The sequence below is a fragment of the Leptothoe sp. PORK10 BA2 genome, from assembly GCF_034932105.1.
Classification (GTDB): domain Bacteria; phylum Cyanobacteriota; class Cyanobacteriia; order Phormidesmidales; family Phormidesmidaceae; genus Leptothoe.
The window spans coordinates 17,860-37,105 of the sequence record NZ_JAYGIG010000030.1; the positions used below are offsets into that span (position 1 = coordinate 17,860).

At 51.7% G+C, this 19,246-nt stretch carries 19 protein-coding genes; 10 read left to right on the plus strand and 9 right to left on the minus strand.

The features are described 5' to 3' along the window. Positions 1-93: 93 nt before the first annotated feature. The 3 genes from VB741_RS09675 to VB741_RS09685 all read left to right on the plus strand — a co-directional run bounded on the left by VB741_RS09675 (position 94) and on the right by VB741_RS09685 (position 3,114). A complete protein-coding gene (locus VB741_RS09675; RefSeq protein ID WP_323364961.1) occupies positions 94-495 on the plus strand; it encodes an Npun_F0494 family protein in 402 nt (133 codons plus the stop codon). Between the two features lie 264 nt (positions 496-759). Then, positions 760-2,253: a cobyric acid synthase CobQ gene (gene cobQ, locus VB741_RS09680; protein ID WP_323364962.1), complete on the plus strand. Its 1,494-nt coding sequence runs from the start codon at positions 760-762 to the stop codon at positions 2,251-2,253. 93 nt (positions 2,254-2,346) lie between these two features. Next, entirely contained in the window at positions 2,347-3,114 is a 768-nt protein-coding gene (locus tag VB741_RS09685; protein WP_323364963.1) for a sulfite exporter TauE/SafE family protein, read from the plus strand. A 161-nt stretch (positions 3,115-3,275) separates the two neighbouring features. Here the strand turns inward: VB741_RS09685 and psbM are convergent, their stop codons facing one another. Together psbM and VB741_RS09695 are read right to left on the minus strand one after the other, a co-directional pair. Next, positions 3,276-3,386 carry a photosystem II reaction center protein PsbM gene (psbM, locus tag VB741_RS09690; RefSeq protein ID WP_323364964.1) on the minus strand — a complete coding sequence of 37 codons (111 nt, stop codon included), beginning with the start codon at positions 3,384-3,386 and terminating at the stop codon, positions 3,276-3,278. Between the two features lie 152 nt (positions 3,387-3,538). After that, positions 3,539-3,844 (minus strand): 2Fe-2S iron-sulfur cluster-binding protein, encoded by a 306-nt coding sequence (locus tag VB741_RS09695; protein ID WP_323364965.1) that lies wholly within the window; start codon positions 3,842-3,844, stop codon positions 3,539-3,541. Between the two features lie 322 nt (positions 3,845-4,166). Between VB741_RS09695 and psbB the strand changes: the two genes are divergently transcribed. The 7 genes from psbB to VB741_RS09730 all read left to right on the plus strand — a co-directional run bounded on the left by psbB (position 4,167) and on the right by VB741_RS09730 (position 10,555). Continuing rightward, positions 4,167-5,696, plus strand: a complete 1,530-nt coding sequence (gene psbB, locus VB741_RS09700) for a photosystem II chlorophyll-binding protein CP47 (RefSeq protein ID WP_323364966.1) — start codon at positions 4,167-4,169, stop codon at positions 5,694-5,696. A gap of 138 nt (positions 5,697-5,834) precedes the next feature. Continuing rightward, on the plus strand, positions 5,835-5,933 hold the full coding sequence (locus VB741_RS09705) for a photosystem II reaction center protein T (protein ID WP_323364967.1): 99 nt from the start codon (positions 5,835-5,837) through the stop codon (positions 5,931-5,933). 190 nt (positions 5,934-6,123) lie between these two features. Then, on the plus strand, positions 6,124-6,654 hold the full coding sequence (nrdR, locus tag VB741_RS09710) for a transcriptional regulator NrdR (RefSeq protein ID WP_323364968.1): 531 nt from the start codon (positions 6,124-6,126) through the stop codon (positions 6,652-6,654). A gap of 433 nt (positions 6,655-7,087) precedes the next feature. Continuing rightward, a complete protein-coding gene (locus tag VB741_RS09715) occupies positions 7,088-8,092 on the plus strand; it encodes a 30S ribosomal protein S1 (RefSeq protein WP_323364969.1) in 1,005 nt (334 codons plus the stop codon). A gap of 83 nt (positions 8,093-8,175) precedes the next feature. Then, the gene (locus VB741_RS09720) at positions 8,176-8,979 is read left to right on the plus strand and encodes an HAD family hydrolase (RefSeq protein WP_323364970.1); all 804 of its coding nucleotides are present in this window, start codon (positions 8,176-8,178) and stop codon (positions 8,977-8,979) included. A 242-nt stretch (positions 8,980-9,221) separates the two neighbouring features. Further along, complete coding sequence (locus tag VB741_RS09725) at positions 9,222-9,689, plus strand: BlaI/MecI/CopY family transcriptional regulator (RefSeq protein ID WP_323364971.1); 468 nt, start codon at positions 9,222-9,224, stop codon at positions 9,687-9,689. Beyond that, on the plus strand, positions 9,686-10,555 hold the full coding sequence (locus VB741_RS09730; protein WP_323364972.1) for a M56 family metallopeptidase: 870 nt from the start codon (positions 9,686-9,688) through the stop codon (positions 10,553-10,555). Before VB741_RS09725 ends, VB741_RS09730 begins: the two co-directional genes overlap by 4 nt. Positions 10,556-10,598: 43 nt before the next feature. Here the strand turns inward: VB741_RS09730 and VB741_RS09735 are convergent, their stop codons facing one another. The 7 genes from VB741_RS09735 to VB741_RS09765 form a co-directional block, all read right to left on the minus strand. Beyond that, the gene (locus VB741_RS09735) at positions 10,599-12,758 is read right to left on the minus strand and encodes a DNA polymerase III subunit gamma/tau (protein WP_323364973.1); all 2,160 of its coding nucleotides are present in this window, start codon (positions 12,756-12,758) and stop codon (positions 10,599-10,601) included. Positions 12,759-12,914: 156 nt separating this feature from the next. Further along, positions 12,915-13,391, minus strand: coding sequence for an ATP-binding protein (locus VB741_RS09740; RefSeq protein ID WP_323364974.1), 477 nt, complete (start codon positions 13,389-13,391; stop codon positions 12,915-12,917). A gap of 766 nt (positions 13,392-14,157) precedes the next feature. Further along, positions 14,158-14,829 (minus strand): HEAT repeat domain-containing protein, encoded by a 672-nt coding sequence (locus VB741_RS09745; RefSeq protein WP_323364975.1) that lies wholly within the window; start codon positions 14,827-14,829, stop codon positions 14,158-14,160. Positions 14,830-14,869: 40 nt separating this feature from the next. Then, on the minus strand, positions 14,870-15,364 hold the full coding sequence (locus VB741_RS09750) for a CBS domain-containing protein (RefSeq protein ID WP_323364976.1): 495 nt from the start codon (positions 15,362-15,364) through the stop codon (positions 14,870-14,872). Between the two features lie 372 nt (positions 15,365-15,736). After that, a complete protein-coding gene (gene trpD, locus VB741_RS09755) occupies positions 15,737-16,789 on the minus strand; it encodes an anthranilate phosphoribosyltransferase (RefSeq protein ID WP_323364977.1) in 1,053 nt (350 codons plus the stop codon). 700 nt (positions 16,790-17,489) lie between these two features. Then, positions 17,490-18,236, minus strand: a complete 747-nt coding sequence (locus VB741_RS09760) for an SDR family oxidoreductase (protein WP_323364978.1) — start codon at positions 18,234-18,236, stop codon at positions 17,490-17,492. A 193-nt stretch (positions 18,237-18,429) separates the two neighbouring features. Next, complete coding sequence (locus VB741_RS09765) at positions 18,430-19,065, minus strand: metal-independent carbonic anhydrase (RefSeq protein ID WP_323364979.1); 636 nt, start codon at positions 19,063-19,065, stop codon at positions 18,430-18,432. Between the last annotated feature and the right edge of the window lie 181 nt (positions 19,066-19,246).

Consider the following 19,246-nt stretch of genomic DNA (forward strand, 5'->3'; position numbering starts at 1 on the left):
CATCAGGTTGACCAACGCCTAGCAGAAACAGAGAGGTCAGCCCAGCTCCCCCAGTGTCCCTTGCCCCCGATCCCTGCCCACAGCCCACTGACCATGATCTCCTCTTCCCTACCCCTCAACCCCAAAACCCTATCCCGTGCCCAACGAGCCGTGCGCTGCTCCCCGTTTTACATGGGGCTCCTAGCAGCCATGCAATCCAACAGCGTTGCCCTCAGAGCCATCACTGACGATCGCGGCATGCTCAATCACTATACCCGCCGCCCCCTCTCCGACGTGGCTGCCGACCAAGACCTCGGGTGGCTCATGGCCGTCGGCCTGATCCGCCGAGAAGTAGATGGACAAGGGCTGACCGACAGTTTTCGCCTGACACCCATGGGTCGCAAACTAGTCGAGCAATGGGAGGCGGCAGGTCGTCCGGATGCCACAGGTAATCCCCTGGATTATTTACTCAACGCCAAAAATCGCTGGTTAAGACTACCGACCTGGCTACAATAGCCCGGTTCCTTAGTCCGGTTCATCGTAAAACTGCAACTACATGAAGGCGTTAACAGCAGGACGTTACCATTAACGTCGTCTAAATGATTTAGTTTGGGTATGGTTATGCAATAGCGCTAGCCACTCCGTAATTCACAGCTTGACGCAGTACGATTACCAATACCTTTATCAATACCTCGTATTGAAAGGCCGTTATTCCAACTTGATATTCCAACTCGATATTTTGACCACTAAAAGTTTAATTGGACCGGGAGACGCTCTAGCATGAAGGCCATTATGGTTGTGGGGACCACCTCCCACGCAGGGAAATCGCTACTCGTGACAGCCCTCTGTCGCATCCTCAGCCGTCGCGGTTGGCGAGTCGCCCCCTTTAAGGGACAAAATATGGCCCCCAACGCCTATGTCACTGCCAATGGCGCTGAAATTGGCTACACTCAAGCGGTCCAGGCTTGGGCCGCTGGTGTATCCCCCCAAGCCGAGATGAATCCGGTCCTACTCAAACCCCAGGGTCCTACGACATCTCAAGTCATCATTAAAGGACGTCCCGTAGGTCAAACCACCACTACCCACTACTACGAAACTTACTTTGAGAGCGGCTGGCAGGCGGTACAAGAAAGTCTGTCGAGGCTAGGTCAAGACTTTGATCTCTTAATTTGTGAAGGGGACGGCAACCCCGCCGAAATAGATATCAAACAACATGATCTGGCCAATATGCGGATTGCGTTGGCCCTCAATGCCCCCACCATACTATTAGCCGACATCCATCGGGGGGGCGCGTTTGCACACATCGTTGGCACCCTGGAGTTGCTCGAACCCGAAGAACGGGCCTTGGTCAAGGGAATTGTGATCAATAAATTCAGCGGTCAGAAAAGTCTGCTTCAGCCAGGCATTGACTGGATCGAAAAACGCACAGGCATTCCCGTCCTGGGGGTGATTCCCTGGATTGATAGCGCCTTTCCCGCCGAGGACTCCCTCTCGTTAATGGAGCGACCGACGGAGAAACAAGCCGCTGACCTGAATATTGCGGTCATTCGCCTACCCCGCATTTCGAACTTTACGGACTTTGATCCCTTGGAAGCGGAGCCCTCCGTCAATGTCAAATATCTGAGCCCCAAGGATGATTTGGGTCATCCCGACGCCGTTATTTTACCCGGCACCAAAACAGCCATTGCTGACCTGCTAATTTTGCAGCGCACCGGCATGGCGGAGGCAATCCAAAACTATGCCGCAGCCGGTGGCACAGTGCTGGGCATTTGTGGCGGCTTCCAGCTAATGGGACAAATGCTCGCCGACCCAGAGGGTCTAGAGGGGCAAGAAGGACGCTTTAGGGGATTGAGTATCCTACCCCTGCGCACCGTCATTACTCAAAACAAGGTGGCTCGCCAGCGGTCCGTCAGCTCCAAGTTTCCCCAAGAAGGGCTGCCGGTAAATGGCTACGAGATCCATCACGGTCGGACACAGCTGGTGATGACCCCCGAAGGTGGTGAGCCCGGACCCAAGTTTCACCCCATTTTTGACGATCGCAGCCTGGGTATCGTAGATGAAACCGAGTCCCTGTGGGGCACATACCTTCACGGCATCTTTGACAATGGCCCCTGGCGCCGAGCCTGGCTCAACCGTCTACGGCAGCAGCGCGGTTTAGGCTCTCTCCCCACAGGAATTGCCAACTACCGTGAACAGCGAGATGCCATGCTCAATGATTTAGCAAATACCGTTGAGCAATACGTCAATTTGGATCCTATTCTGACCCAGCCCTAGGTGACGTGCATCCCAGAAAATATTTTCAATCACAAATCAGGGCTGCCCAAGGCTAGCTGTGGCAGAATGCGTTGACATCTACCACAAAAATTCATGGCCCCGACAGATATTGCACTGTTAGTTTTAGGTGGCCTAGCTTCAGGCCTTTTAGCCGGGCTACTGGGCATTGGTGGCGGCGTGTTAATGGTCCCCCTCCTGTTGCTCCTAGGGTTTACCATCGACCAAGCCACCGCTACCAGTCTCATGGCAATTTTAGTGACCGCCAGTACAGGCAGCTGGCAAAACTGGCACATGGGCTATCTACACCCCCGTCAGGTGTTTTGGCTAGCAGCTCCCGCCGCCCTATTCGTAATCTTGGGGACAGAAACTGGCAGTCTGATGACGGATGTCCAGCGTCAGGTCGGTTTTGGCTGCTTGCTACTGGCGAACTTGTACCTGGTGGGCATCAAAAAAAGAGCCGTCACCCAAACATCCAGCGGTCCGGCTCCGATGAATCCCATCACAGCTTACCTAGTGACCGGTGGTGCAGCAGGATTTATGGCCGGTCTATTTGGCGTTGGCGGCGGGGTGATCATGGTCCCCCTACAAATTTCACTCTTGGGCACCGGCATTAAAGACGCCGTTCGCAACAGCCTGGGAGTCATTGTTATGACCTCCCTGATCGCCTGCATTCACAACCTGATCAAGGGCGATATTGTCCCCCTAGCCGGACTGGCTATGGGCATCGGGGGCCTGGTAGGTGTACAAATTAGCACCCGATTTTTACCTAAACTCCCTGAGCAAATTATCAGCATCCTCTTTCGCAGCTTGCTCATAATTTTGGCTACCTATGTGTTTTGGCAAACCTGGGGCAGGGCCTAGGGGATAGCCCAGGTTTGCCAGAAAATCAGACGCAAAAAATTATGGAAACAGGCCTCGTAACCGCAAAAAAGGTTACGAGAACAAGCCCCGCAACCTTTTTCAAACTCTGAAATCGCCGACAGACTAAAGTGTCCAATCGGCTAGTGCCAGCAGACTAATGCCTATGTTCCAGTTTCCTTACTGTTGGTCTGAATATAGAGGATGAGCAGAAACACAGTCGGCACAAACACAAACAGAATGCTGGCTATAAACCCTAAATTATTGACTTCCATAGGACTTAGCTACTACTTATCTCAACAACAAACCATATAATTAAGTGTACCACTCCGCTTCAAATTCAAAGCAATGAACCCGGTGGCCATGAGGTTGTAATGGGCTAAGCAGCAGGATGAAAACTAAATCCTGGCTCCATATCCCTCGTCAGCTATTTTTTCTTGGGTTTGGTCACCACACTAATCGGACCATTGACTAGGGTTTGGCAGGCCAATCGGCAGTTTGCAGACCTTTTTTTCAGCCGTTTTTCCTCCACAGCCGTGCGGGGGGACAGATTCTCTGCACCTTCAGTAATTTCCACCACGCAGAGGGCACATTGTCCGTAGCCACCGCAGTTCATCATTTTGCCCGTGAGGGTGTAGATATCGATCTGGTTGTCTATTGCCTTCCTCCGCAGATTGGCGCCATCCGCTGCTGTGATCTCAACTTCTTCTTTAACAAACTTAATGGTGGGCATCGAGTGGCTCCAAAGGCAACCTCTGTAAAGGCGAGAACGTAGTAATCGGTAGAATCCTAAAAATCCAACTTGCATTGGATTATGAACTCTAGTTACACTTCTTTATACACTTTAATCTTTAATATTAAGTGTGATAGTCCGTCGGGAATCGTCTGGATTCACTACCGCAGTAGGTCGTCGATTTTTTTTCCATAGTTTGCTTTGCCCCTGGGGATTTTCTTTCGCCTCAGCATTGGAGCTGATGGTCAGATCTGGTAGCCTACTTGTATCGGTATTTTAATGTACGGCTAACATTTCCAAACTAGGAGGAGGCACGTAGTCAATGGGACTACCCTGGTACCGGGTACATACAGTCGTGGTTAACGATCCCGGACGACTGATTTCTGTTCACCTGATGCATACGGCACTGGTGGCAGGTTGGGCTGGCTCTATGGCCCTATTCGAATTAGCTACCTTTGATCCAAGCGATCCTGCTCTGAACCCCATGTGGCGTCAGGGCATGTTCGTTCTTCCTTTCATGTCCCGCATCGGTGTCACTGGTTCTTGGGGCGGTTGGAGTGTGACTGGGGAGACCGGTGTTGATCCTGGTTTCTGGTCATTTGAAGGTGTGGCGATTGCCCATATCGTGCTGTCTGGCTTGCTATTCTTAGCAGCTGTCTGGCACTGGGTTTTTTGGGACTTAGATCTATTCCGTGACCCCCGAACTGGTGAGCCCGCTTTGGACTTGCCCAAGATGTTCGGCATTCACTTGTTCTTATCTGGTTTACTGTGCTTCGGCTTCGGAGCATTTCATCTAACAGGCGTATGGGGACCTGGCATGTGGGTCTCTGACCCCTACGCCCTCACCGGGCACGTGCAACCAGTGGCTCCCGAATGGGGACCTGGAGGCTTTAACCCTTACAACGCCGGGGGCATTGTGGCTCACCACATTGCGGCTGGTATTGTCGGGATTGTGGCCGGTCTCTTCCATCTGACCGTGCGTCCACCCCAACGGCTTTACAAGGCGTTGCGGATGGGTAACATCGAGACCGTTCTGTCCAGCAGTATTGCTGCTGTATTCTTTGCGGCCTTTGTGGTTGCTGGAACCATGTGGTATGGCAACGCGACTACGCCGGTTGAGCTGTTTGGCCCAACCCGATATCAGTGGGATGGTAGTTACTATCAGCAGGAAATTGAGCGTCGGGTTCAGGCGGATATGGCCGATGGCCTAAGCCGTGGAGAAGCTTACGCGAATATTCCCGAGAAGCTTGCTTTCTATGACTATGTGGGTAACAGCCCTGCGAAGGGCGGTCTATTCCGCGTAGGTCCTATGGATAGCGGTGACGGTATTGCGACTGGTTGGTTGGGTCACCCTGTCTTTACGGACAAGGATGGCCGTGAGCTTTCCGTGCGTCGTCTGCCTAACTTCTTTGAAACATTCCCTGTGGTCTTGACCGACTCCAGCGGCGTGGTTCGGGCTGATATCCCATTCCGTCGGGCTGAATCTCAATTCAGTATTGAGCAGACTGGGGTAACGGTTTCCTTCTACGGTGGCGCGCTTGATGGTCAAACCATCAAGGATCCTGCCCTGGTTAAGCGTTACGCCCGCAAGGCACTCCTCGGTGAGCCCTTCGAGTTTGACCTGGAAGCGATGGATTCTGACGGTGTATTCCGTTCTAGTCCCCGTGGTTGGTTTACTTTTGGCCATGCGGTGTTTGCACTACTGTTCTTCTTTGGTCATATCTGGCATGGTTCCCGGACTCTATACCGCGATGTATTCGCTGGTGTAGATCCTGACATGTCTGAAGAGCAGGTCGAATGGGGCTTCTTCCAGAAAGTGGGAGACAAGACTACCCGTGCGGCAAATCGTTAAGTTCGAAGCTTAGGCTAAGGAAATGGCCCAGCGGAATACATTCGCTGGGCCATTTTTTTGGAATAATGATGACTAGTGGTCGCCATTGCCTGTGTCTATATTCAGTGGCCTTGCATGTTGATTAAGTAGGACTAAACCATGGAAAGTGTTGCTTACATTCTGATTTTCACCTGTGTGATTGGTACGCTATTTTTTGCGATCGCATTTCGTGAGCCCCCTCGGATTAAAAAGGACTAAATACCTTTAGTTGCTAAGGTCTAGGCCCCCCAGACCCAGCTAGACTAAAACGTATTTGGTCACCTCATCGATATGAATGACATAATAGAGGTACTAACTTCTTTGCATTTAGCGAAGTTAGCCTCTATTTTTGTTTTAAGCATGGTCTAATGAGCGAGGCCGGCTTAACTGATTTCGGGTTTACTTGTCTATGCAGTGTCCCTTCTGCCAGCACCCCAGCAATCGCGTCCTAGAATCTAGATCGGCAGAAGCCGGTCGGAGCATTCGTCGACGCCGGGAATGCCTCAAGTGTAATTGCCGGTTTACCACCTATGAGCGCATCGAATATGTGCCCATCACCGTGGTGAAGCGCAACGGGGATCGGGAACTCTTTAATCGATCCAAGCTTTTGAGGGGAATCATTCGAGCCTGTGAAAAAACTGGACTGGAAGCCGCTCGTCTAGACACAGTGATTGACAATATCGAAGCAGATTTGCAACAACGCTCCGCCAGGGAAATTGCCAGCGCCGACATTGGAGAGTTAGTTCTACAGCAGCTGAAGCCGTTGAGTGAAGTTGCCTATGTCCGTTTTGCCTCCGTCTATCGGCAATTCACCGGCATTCGGGATTTTGCCGACACCCTCAGCCATTTACAATCTACCGAGCGACAGGCCCCCGAAGATATAGTCGACGTCGTTCCCTACAGTACTAACGGAAACAGCCGCAGTGCTCTGACAGTATAGGTTGAGCACAAGACCGTCTAGGGGGATCAATCCGTCCCCAAAGCATCTAAGCGGACCTCACAAAACGAATGACACAACACGCAGTGACAGCGTGACTAAATTCACCTATCATAAGTAGTCTTGCGAAGGTTTTGTATTGGCCAAAGTTTGGCATGGGTCTACATGCTGGTCACGCCGATGCATCACAATTGTTAGCTTTGCAAGGCTCTAAGTTTTGAGCCTGATTCAGGTTCATATCGGTATTGAGAATGGATTAACGCCCATTTCCAAGTGCCTAACTACTTCGGAGTCTATTTAGATAAAGGGTTAACGGTAGCGCATTTGGGCGATGCCATAGCCTTTTTCTGAGCTAAGATCTGGATCAATGTAGGGGCGGCAACTAGACGCACAGCATGTCCACTCGATTATGGAGAAACCGTAGGAAACATCTAGCATGGTCAATTTTGAAACGACAAAAGCCGATATAGGTTTTACTCATGAAGACTTTGAAGCTTTATTAGATAAGTACGATTATCATTTCAATCCTGGTGACATTGTTCCAGGGACAGTTTTTAGCATCGAGCCCCGAGGCGCTCTGATTGACATTGGGGCAAAAACCGCTGCTTATTTGCCCATCCAGGAGATGTCAATCAACCGTGTCGAAGCGGCTGATGAAGTGCTTCAGTCTAATGAGACTCGTGAGTTTTTCATCTTGACGGATGAAAATGAAGATGGCCAGCTAACTCTCTCCATTCGTCGCATTGAGTACATGCGGGCATGGGAACGTGTACGTCAGCTCCAGACCGAGGATGCTACAGTGCGTTCTGATGTCTTTGCCACCAACCGGGGTGGTGCCCTCGTGAGAATTGAAGGTCTACGCGGCTTTATTCCTGGGTCCCACATCAGTACTCGGAAACCCAAAGAAGACCTAGTGGGCGAAGACCTGCCCCTTAAGTTCCTAGAGGTGGATGAAGAACGCAATCGTCTTGTGCTAAGTCATCGTCGCGCCCTGGTTGAGCGCAAGATGAACGGCCTACAGGTAGGCGAAGTGGTTATTGGTGCGGTACGGGGTCTTAAGCCCTACGGTGCCTTTATCGATATCGGTGGCGTCAGCGGTTTACTCCACATCTCTGAAATCTCCCACGACCACATTGATACCCCCAATACGGTGCTCAATGTTAACGACGAGATCAAGGTGATGATTATTGACCTAGATGCAGAGCGCGGTCGGATTTCCCTATCCACCAAGCAGCTTGAACCCGAGCCAGGGGACATGGTCAAAAATCCTGAGATTGTGTTTGAGAAAGCCGAGGAAATGGCTGAACGCTATCGCCAGCAACTGCTCAAAGCGGCTGAGGCTGAAGCCGCAGCGGCATTGGGTGATCTGGAGGACATTAGTGCCACAGACGATGACATTTATACCGATGAAGAAGATCCGGCCTTGGCTGTTGCTGAATAGCTGACAGCTCAAGGTAGTTCTTCAATCTTGAATTAGGTGTTTGAAAAAATGTGGGGCATTAGCTCCACATTTTTTTATGGGCGATGGGAGCTAGGTCGGTGGTCACTGTTTTCTGCAATGGACAGCTGTTTACAGATATCCATGCTGTTTTTTTGGACAAAGATGGCACCTTAGCGAATGTTGCCGCCTACCTTAGCCAGCTGGGACACACCCAAGCTGAGCTGATGGAGCGACAGCTGCCTGGGTCCCAGGATTGGGTGCTCAGGGCCTTGGGGTTTTGCCATGGTGGGCTATCGCCCTCTGGACTGTTGGCGGTGGGCAGTCGGCAAGAAACCATCGTGGGGATAGCCGCTGCTGCCGCCATGGTGGGCTGTCCGTGGGTGGAAGCCATGGACCTGGCCAGGACAACCCTAGGGGCGGCGGATCAACAGCATTCTCCTAAAGCGGCTTATACCCCCCTTTTGTCTGGGGCCTTAGAGTTCCTAGGGCGGCTCAGACAGGCTGGACTCAAGATCGTCATGGTGTCGGCGGATGGGCAGGAGAATCTGGAAAAGTTTGTGCAGCACTATGGTTTGGCAACCTATTTTGATCATCTGCAGGGGGTGAGTTGCCAGCATCCGGCCAAAACATCGAGGAACTTTCTGCCCGCAGCTTGCCAGGCCATCGACTGTGAACCGCACCAAGGTTTAGTGATTGGCGATGCGGCCAGTGACTGGCAGATGGCCCAATCAACCCGTGGATTTATTGGCTATTTGGGGGGATGGCAATCCCCATTGTCAAAAACAGATATCTTAGGCCCGGCTGGAGCAGCCCAGGCTGGGAGCCAGGGCGATCTATCCTTAGCCCGGAGTTTTGCGACGGACTTTAGTCAGATCAGGCTCGGTTAGGGGGTATAACCTTACGCCCACAGCTCACATGCACCTATAAAAAAATAGAGGTAGCCAGACACCACCCCTAAATTCAACCTTAGATCTGCACCTGAGTGCGTTTAAGTAAGCTCCATTGTGTTCGGTCTGTCTGAAGAATTCAAGTGACACCCTGTCAAAGTTAATCGAGTTATGAACCCAGGGACCTAACCTGACCTGGGGCGTTACCATGAAGAGCAAAGCTACCGATTAGAGATTAGCTGATGTCGCCATTTCCCATCCATCGCCCTACCAGACTTTCCCTGGGACCATTAGAGGCTGAGATTTTAAATATTTTGTGGGATGTGGGCACCACATCAGCCACGGTAATTCACAATCAAATTTTGGCGGATATTGATCGTGATTTGACCTATTCCTCGGTGGCGACGGTACTTAGACGGTTGGAAACAAAGGGTTGGATTGCTAAACGACGGGTGGGCCGGGCCTATCATTGGCAGCCCTTACTGTCGGCGGATGGGGCTAAAATCCTTCAGTCCCATGAACATCTGCAACAGTTTTTGGCAGCGAGCAATCCCGACATTGTGGCCGCATTTGCCGATACCCTTGACCAGGATAGTCTGGCTCAACTGGAGGCGATTACCAAACGCATCCAGGCGGCACGTCGTGCCCAGGCAAACCAGAAAAAAATTCAGGCACAGGGACCAGAGAAAGGGCAGGGGAAACAGCCATGATGCATGTGAGTTTAATGGTGGTTGCGATCGCAACCGCCATCCTATTAAGACTGGTCCTCACCCATAAGTGTCTGCAACAGGCCCACGGGCTAGCGGTCTTATCACTACTAGTGGTGTCACCGCTCCTGCTCCTGACCACAGCAGTGGCCATTATTATCATGGGTCCCCATGGCCAAATGGTCAGCCCCGTGGAAGGCTGGGTCAGCTACAACACCGCCTGGCTTTTTGTGATCACCAGTGGGGGGCTACTCGTCCACCTAGGGTGGCAGGCGTACCAAAGCATGGCCCAAATCAAACAATATCCCCAGCAGCAGCTGAGCCATGGCACCATCGTCCGCATGATGGATGCAGACACCGCCTTTAGCGCCCAAATTGGGCTTTGGGCCCCGGAGTTGGTCATCAGTCAGGGTCTACTGGACACCCTAGACCAGGAACATCTGGCCGCAGTCATCGCCCATGAACAAGCCCACTACTACTACCGAGATACCTTTTGGTTCTTCTGGTTGGGTTGGCTGCGACGGCTCAGCCTATGGCTACCCTATACCGACGAACTATGGCAGGAACTATTGCTCCTGCGGGAAATTCGAGCCGACAACTGGGCCACTCGCTCGGTAGACCGGCTCACCCTGGCCGAATCCTTGGTCCAGGTGATTGCCGCCCCCCTAGCCCCCGTTGCATTGGCGAACTTTAGCTGTACGGCCCCCAGCAGTCGATTGAGTCGGCGCATTGACGCCCTACTGGCGGAGGAACATGACCCAGACCATGACTATGGATTTCAGCCCCGATGGTCATTAACGACCACCGGATGTATGGTCGGTTTGGGATTGGGACTATTTCCCCTCTGTTCGATTCCCTTTCATTATTAATCCAGTCTGGTTAGTCCAGCCGCTTTAGCCAGCCGCCTGAGGTCTAAAACGGCACATCAGGTCCTGGCTCCGCAGAAGGCTGATTAGACGGCTGGCCCGATTGAGTCGTAGCCTCAGCCTCATCAGTCGGGTCATCGTCTAGGTTAACTATCTGACCGCTAAAGAACTGGGCAAAGCTTTTAACACTGCGTTCCAGGTCGCTTTCTGATTGCCAGCTGGCCGGGGTATTTGTTGCATCTTGCCCCTGGGGGGAGACGATAGCAGGAGTCACCGGGGCCGCAAGTGGGACAGGGCTCACCGAGGCAGCGGGCGGGGCCGGTGGATTCTGGGCCGCAGGACGACTATTTCCTAGTACCGCCTGGGCGGGAGCGGAGGCAGGAGAGGTTTTTTCCTGAGGTGTGGGCAGTCGAGCGGGGGGCGGGATACTGGCTTTAGGTTGTGGTTGGGCGGTCGAGAATTGGGCCACTGGAGGCGGGGCTGCTGTCGCATCAGATGGGGCTACCACCATGGAAACCTGGAGCTTGTAGCCAAAGACTTTTTCAAGCGCTATTTCTACGTTACGCAAGCGGTCCTCAGCCATGCGCATCAGCTTGTCATTGGTAATGCCCACCCGCGCTTCTACCCCGTCACAGGACAGTAAATGGCCGTGTTGTCGCATTAGGACCTGGGTGCCCATGGGGGTAAGCTGGGCGACTATTTTGGCCCAAATGTCACTGAGGCTTCCCATGGCAGGGGCTGCTGCCGTTTTTGTTGATGGTGAGGCAGGAGAGGCCGCGTTTGGCTCATCCTCGGGATCAATCTGCGGGGCGGGGAAAACCGTAGGCTGCACGGTCGATTGATCGACACCGGGCGAGACGGGCGCTGGTGCTACAGGCGCGGGTTTGTCGGCAATGGGTGAGACTGGTGCTGACGGGGCGGGCGCTGATGGGATGGGCGCTGGTTGCTCGGCAAGGGGCGAGACAGGCGCTGGAACTGCAGAGGTGAGTGAGTTGACCTGGGGCGTGACCGATGGCGGAGATGATGAGGGAGGTCGTGATGGGGACTGAACCGGTAAATGTTTAGCTGCTGGTGCAGTCACCGCTGGGACAGATACCGCAGTAACCAATTGCCCCTGGGCCGATGGCAGCAAACCCATGAGGGTAATCTCCAACCACAGTCTGGGCTGGGTCGTGTTTTTGACCTGCACCTCCGCTGTGCGTAAATGTTGCTGGCTGGCCAGTAATAGGGTTAGGGGTAACCCCTGGGCAAAGGGAACCATTTCCGCCCAAATCGTTGGAGTAATGGCGACCAGGTCGCGGCGCTCACCGGCGGTCTTGGCAATTAATAAATCGCGATAAAACGCGACTAAACTCTGGAGCACCATCAGGGGTTCTCGCCCCCGGTCCATGAGCTGGCGAGCCAAAATCAGTACCTGGGAACCGTCATCTGCTCCCACTGCCTGAACTAGGGTCAGGAGATCTCGCTCCGGCACGGCCCCGACCAAATCCCAAACCGCTTCAATGGTAATTTCTCCATCCAGCAGCCCCAGCTGATCGAGCAAACTTTCGGCATCCCGCAGTCCCCCTTGGGAAAGCTGAGCCACTAGCTGCAGGGCATCGGGGGTAATGGCAATGGATTCTTGCTGGGCAATGTAGGTTAAATGCTGCACCATTGCATCCAGGGGAATGCGACGAAAGTCAAACCGCTGGCAGCGGGAAATAATGGTGGGCAGCACCCGCTGGGGATCGGTGGTGGCGAGGACAAACACTACCTGGGGCGGGGGCTCTTCGAGGGTTTTGAGCAGGGCGTTAAACGCAGCCGTGCTCAACATGTGGACCTCGTCCAACACATAGAGTTTGTGGCGGCATTGCACTGGGGCAAACTGAGCCCGTTCGATCAGCTCCCGAATGTTATCCACACCGGTATTACTGGCGGCATCAATTTCGACAATGTCGAGGGAAGCTCCCACGGTAATTTCGCGGCACACCTGACAGGTACCACAGGGTTCAGGGGTGGGGACGGGGCTGTTTAAACAGTTGAGGGATTTGGCTAAAATCCGAGCGCTGGATGTTTTGCCAGTGCCCCTGGGACCGCAGAAGAGATAGGCCGGGGCAATGCGGTTTTGCTGTAGGGCGTTGGATAGGGTGGTTGCGATCGCACCCTGACCCACCAGCTGACCAAAGGTTTGGGGACGATACTTGTGATGGAGTGGTTCGTAGGCCATAGATCCCATGTCCTACTTAACAAGAGGCAAACTAACAAGTAGCAAATAAACAAGAGGCAAACTAACAGCCATAAAAAAGGCCATGCCTTAAATAAAGAGCGGGCATGTCAATTTCAATTATAAAAGCTTCAGCGAACATAAAAGCCTCAGCGACTGTCAGCCCATCGCCACGGTGTCTTTTGCCATCCATGCACCTTGCCACCAGGTTAGCCAGTGAGGCCGACGACTGAGACGCTTGCACAGGCGCACCTCATTGCCTTTAGAGGACCAATGCACCTGATCAAAAATCTGATACAAAATAAACAGACCACGACCGCAGTCCCCCGTCGTTTCCACACCATCCCCGTCAGGGCAATCATGGCATTCCTCGGGGATGTCAAACCCGCTGCCCTGGTCAGTAATAATCCACCAATAGCTGCCGTCCACCTTGGCATACTGCACAGACACGTGCTTGGTGGGATCTAAACTATTACCGTGCTTGGCCGCATTGACCAGCGCTTCTTGCAAACCTAAACGTAACTCATCGCGCATCTGTAGCGGAGCACGCTCCAGCAACGTCTCAATCACCGGATACAAATATAGAGTCGAGGCAAAACTTAATTTGTCCCACTTTACACCCGTGGGTGATGTCATTACACTCATCATGCAGTCAATCCCCAACATTGAACCTACTTCTGTAAATGGCAGGTCCATATATCAACAAAAACCGTAGTCTTGCGATCAAACTAAGCTAGTCAAACAAATTAAGCTAGTTAAACTTTAGAAATAGATTCTTTTTAATCGGTGAATGTAATATGTGCGACAAGGAATTAATCATTCTTCCTTTCTTCTAATATATCAGATCTGCAATAAGTCGCGCGAAAAAACAGGAAAAACCCTGGAACAAACCACCAGATCTATGTTTTTTTAGACTAAAAAAATATATTTTTCATCCTGTTGTCCCTTTAAATTCATCCTCTAGAACACTTAGACTGAGCCGCGGGAATCGGTGATGAATGTTGGTTTTATGACTTTCAACGTCCTAAGAAATGAAAGAGAATAAATAGCCTAAAGTGTGAACGAAGACAGGAGAGTTAGTCATACGTAGGATAACTTTCGCACCCGAGAGAATTTCATCCCCTGGGAAACCGACTACGGTTCAGGATTAGGCCGATTTGAATGCCTAGGCAGGCTTAAAAAGTGGATTTTCCGATAGTTGATTTGATACCATGGACGGGCCGTTTAAGACTCAGTAATTTCAACTAACCCTTTTTCAATCAAATTAAATAACCGGTAAAAATAAGCTGGATATGTACTCACTTGCGAATATCTTCATCGTCAAGTTTTTCTGTAAGAAACACTACAGTTCTAGATTATTTAGCAGCAGGTTCCTAACCATGGCCAATGATAATGGCAAGGGTCATGGCAAATGGTAACGAGCTGTTTCAGCCACGATCTCTGATTTATCTTGGGCCAACAGGGTCAGAGTGGGGAGCACCTCATCGGCTTGGGGCGTTTGTATATAGTTGCCCAGAGCTTGGGCCAGGCGATGGCGCACCTGCCAGTCGTCATCCTGTTCAAAGGCAAGGAGCAAGGGGATACCTCGAGGATCTTTCAGCTCGCCTAGAGCACCGATGGCGGTTAAGGCCACCAAATTATTCTCAGACTGTAGAGCCTGTTGTAAGAGCTCAAACCCACGACTCACACCGAGTTCACCCAAACAGGCAACAATGCTCATCTGGACAATCCATTCTGAGGTGTTGTTATAGGCATTGACTAAATCATCGTAGGCCTCCACCAGCTTTAATGCCCCAATCGAATCCGCTGCCGCCGCTTTCACATCGGCTTCCGAATCGTGGTAAAGCGCTCCCCTTAAGACGGTGAGAGCCGTGTCTTGATCTTGGGTGCCGAGGGTGGAAAACTGACTAATCGCGGCGTAGCGTACCCTGGAACTGGGGTCGTCGATCACAGTTTGAATGAGTTCAAAAGCAACCGCTGGATCAATCTCCCGTAATAGGTTCACAGCTCGCAATCGCTGCCCCAAGTCTTCTGATGCGAGCTGCTGCTTAATCTGATCGGGGGCGATGACCATGGTTTGATTATTTTGTATTGAGATAGGAGCAGGCAGGAAGTTAGGAATACTGCTGGGCGAGTTCACGTACAATGTCGCCACGGGTCAGAATACCGATCACGTGTCTGTCGTCATCCACCACCAGCAATCGACGAATTTGCTTATCATGCATCAGATGGGCCGCTCGCTGCAAATCGTCGTCAGCTTTCACCAAAGTCACCTTACGGGACATGACATCGAGGACGGTTTGCCCCAGGGCCTTGTGTAGTTCTTGACTGTAGCGGGCCGGATTGGTGAGGTACACGACGCTATCGAGCAGCATGACGTAGGCCGGTAACGACGCTCCACTCACCTGCCACATTAGATCGGTTTCAGAAATTTCCCCCACTGCCTCACCCTGGTCATCCACCACGGGCAACCCGCTAATGTGATGGGTGACCAGCAGCTGCACTGCATCCTTGAGGGGCATATCGGGTGTCGCCGTCAGGGGGGGCGATGTCATTATCTCTCCAACGGTTTTAGTGGCCGTTGTCGTTAAGACTGTTTTGTTAGCCATAGGTGCCAAAGGGTAGGGACTGCCGCTATAGGGCAATGTAATGGGGCAAGATCATGAAATAGGGGCTGTTACCTCCATTGTAGAAACGCTTGCTGAAGAAAACATGACTGGTTTAAAGGTTGTTACATGGAAATCGTTACATAGGGTCGTTACATAGGGATATATAGCGACAATAAAATAAATAATCAGGCTTTAGCTTAGAGTGGGCTTGGTACTAGCCCAGCTGTTTTATTGTTTTGCTGGAGATTGTTGCGGCGTTGGGGTTGGAATGGGTGATGGATTGGGGGAGGATGAGATCGCATCAACATCGTCGCCCTCGGGAAATGATGGCGGGTGGGCCGTACCCACCCGCCATCAAGACCTTACTTTCATTTAATGTTTCAAAAACGCCACTAATTCTTCTAGCTTGTCCCAAGCAGCACCGCTGTCGAGAATCTCTTTGGCCTGAATTACCCCGTAGGACAACGCCTGCTCAAAGGTATCCCCAATGACGGCACCGCCCACCTGCAACGCCAATGCTGCATTCAGAGCCACAGCATCAGTCTGGGCTTGAGTGCCATTACCCTGCAACACATTGCGCAGAATAGTCATATTTTCCTCCAGATCCCCACCCCGCAGGGCAGAAACATCAGCCTGGACCAACCCCAGGCTGATGGGATCGATCACCTTAGGAGACACATGACCATTGGCCAGCACCGCCAAGTCCGTTTCAGCCCCTAGACCAGCCTCATCCAAACCTTCCCGCCCGTGGAGCACAATGGCCTGACCCATGCCCAACTGGTTCAGGGCTTCGGCCATGGTTTCAATCACCGATGAGTCAAATACACCAATAATTTGGCCCGTGGGTCGTAGGGGGTTCACCAATGGCCCCAGCAAATTAAACACCGTGCGAATTTTCAACGCGCCGCGAATGGGGGCCACCGCCTTCATCGCTGGGTGCCAACCCCGAGCAAACAGGAAGGTGACACCGACTTCCTGCACCGCCGCCTTAGCCTTTTCCGGCGAAGCATTCAGGTCTACGCCCAGGCCCTCCAACACATCCGCCGAACCCACCTTACTCGAAGCCGACCGGTTACCATGCTTCACCACCGGAATACCTGCTGCTGCTGCCACAAACGTAACCGCAGTGGAAATATTGAAGGTGGACGCGCCATCACCGCCGGTGCCGCAGGTATCGATACGGGGCGTTGGCAACGAGTCATCGGCCTCCATGCCCCCCAGGGACTGCCCCTGTAGAACTCGGGCCATACCAGCTAACTCATCCGCTGAAAAGCCTTTGGCCTGCAGGGCAGCCAGGATGGCCCCAGTCATAATCGGATCGATGGATTCGTTCAACCAGCCTTGCATGAGCAGTTCTGCCTGATCGACCGAAAGGGATTGCTTATCAATAAGCTGCTGTAGCAGGCTGGACCAGTTGGTTGTCATTGCAGTGGAGCATTGAGACTTCAGTCAATCACGCTACTACAAGACGGAAATCAAACGGTGATGGTGTAGGGCAAATTTAAGAAAGTGAACTAAACGACTCCCTGATTAAGCGTCCTGATCGGGCTCGAAAGAGCCCAGCTAACTCCAAGGAAAACGGCTTCGCGTTAGGCTTGCCCATGCCCTGGGGCTATACGACTCCGCTTAGGAGGGTAATCTATCCTGGGGCCAGATCCGGCTTTTGTCGTACATGGGCTCGGGTCCTGCCCCCCATGATAATTGCGTTGATTCCATTCACCAGAATGAACAGTCACCAAAAATGTTCGACAATACGCTCAAAGGAACTATCGGGTATAAATTTAAGCCGGGAAATCCTGGCTGGGTGGGGAGTCAGGGGTCAGAAGACAGAAGCCGGTAAAGCACTGAATTCTGCCCCCTGTAGAGCTTGCTCTTCTCAAAGAGCATTCTAAATCCTGTCCATGGGAAAACATCCCGCTTTAAGTTGGTCTCCGAACTATCCATAACCTTAAATGAGTCAAATTATGGATTACTTCAAATCAGAATGAATGACTTCCCCCAGAGGGAGTTAACTCTCTACCAGTTACTGGACACATTTATAGGAAAGGCATTGAGGGCACCGAAGTTGTGTTGTCCGAGTTGGCTGATGGTGGCCATGAGCCAACATTCAGCCAGGGTTCGACGGTTACTTGCCTCCCGCAACATCAATAAATGTACCTGTTGTATAAGAGGCTTGATCTGAGAGTAACCATAAAATCGCATGGGCAACTTCCCTGGCTTGTCCTCCCCGCTTCATTGGCAGAAGGTCTTTAAAACGTTCAACGCGATTGGGTTCACCGCCACTCGTGTGGATATCGGTGTAGATAAAACCAGGCCGGACCGCATTCACTCTAATGCCTTCGTCAGCAATCTCTTTAGATAGCCCAATTGTCATGGCGTCGATCGCTCCTTTGGATGCGGCATAGTCCACATACTCGCCAGGTGCCCCCAACCGCGATGCCACTGAGGAGACATTAACAATTGCTCCGCCGGTTCCTCCTTGTTTGGTGGACATTCGTTTAATGGCTTCCCTGGAACAGAAGAAACTGCCAAAAACATTCGCTGCAAAAATACGGTTCAGACGATCTGCATCCATCTGCTCCACTCGCATTTGTTGTTCCAGAATACCCGCATTGTTCACTAGGGTTGTGACCTGGCCTAGTTGGTTGTCTACGACTTCAAAAAGATGATTGACAGCGGTTTCTGAGGCTACATCAGCCGCAACAGCGATCGCGTCGGTGCCCATCGCTTTAATCCTATGGACAATGTTCTCTGCAGCAGCTTGATTATGCAGATAATTTACACATACTGCATACCCTTGCTCGGCAGCAAGCAAAGCAGTTGCGGCTCCAATGCCACGACTGCCACCGGTCACGATCAAGACTTTTTCCATTTTCTGTCATTTGCCCCATACTTTCGCTCAATATACAGGGCAAATAATCCGTTATTTTCTCCATCAGGGCAACGAGACAACGATCCTATTTTGCTATGGAGTTTGCATCACCTGTGATAACGTATCCCGCCGTTCCGGTGCAAGCGCTTTATGGGGGGACCTGCTCAACAAGCATCTATCCCCCCATAAGGACCTATTCTTCTGTATAAGGCAATGAGGAGTGGTGCAAAACTATCCGCAGCTTACCACTGTCGTCCTTCAAGAACTCCCAAGTTTTGTCCACTGTCGTGGTCTTGCCATCTTTATCGGTAAGCATCACGTTGCCCATCGTAGTCGCTGTATTCCCGGAAATGAAGATCGCGGCATTTTTTATTTCTACTGTTCGCCAGCCCATCAACGCAAAACCCTTATCCATTGGGAAATCCGGATCACCCCCGACAAAGTAAGACAAAGCACCTGCTCGGGTGGTGCGAAACGTATGAGGAGCCACCGTGAGTGTTGGCTTGAAAAGGACAGTGCCGAATTGGTATCCGTAGGCTTCGTCAATTACTTTTTCAGCCAACGCTTTGGCCGTCTCAATGCCATCTTTTTCATATGTTGTGGAAATAGCCACCAATGCTTCGCCCCAAGCCCTTTGCGCATCCAATACCTCGTTTTCCACGATCGCTTTATTGACAATCGTGGTATTTAGACTTGAAGGTGCTGCTACTTTGCCACCAGTGTCGGCAAAGGATGTCGCGACAACAATGAAAGACCCAGAGATAATTGTAGCCGCAGCAAATAGTGCTGAAACGCTAGGTTTTAAGGACTTCATAACTAAATACTTCATAACTAAATGCAGAAATTGTTACTTGCGTATTGTCTCACGAATTTAAGATCTATTCTGGACAATGACAAGTTTCTGTTTTGCTTCTGCCCCGTTCTCAAGCGGCTAAATCAGGTGGGTCAAGGGTTTTAGACATCTCAGTTTTATTAGCCAGTAATTTAGTCAAAAGTAGAGTGGGTCTACT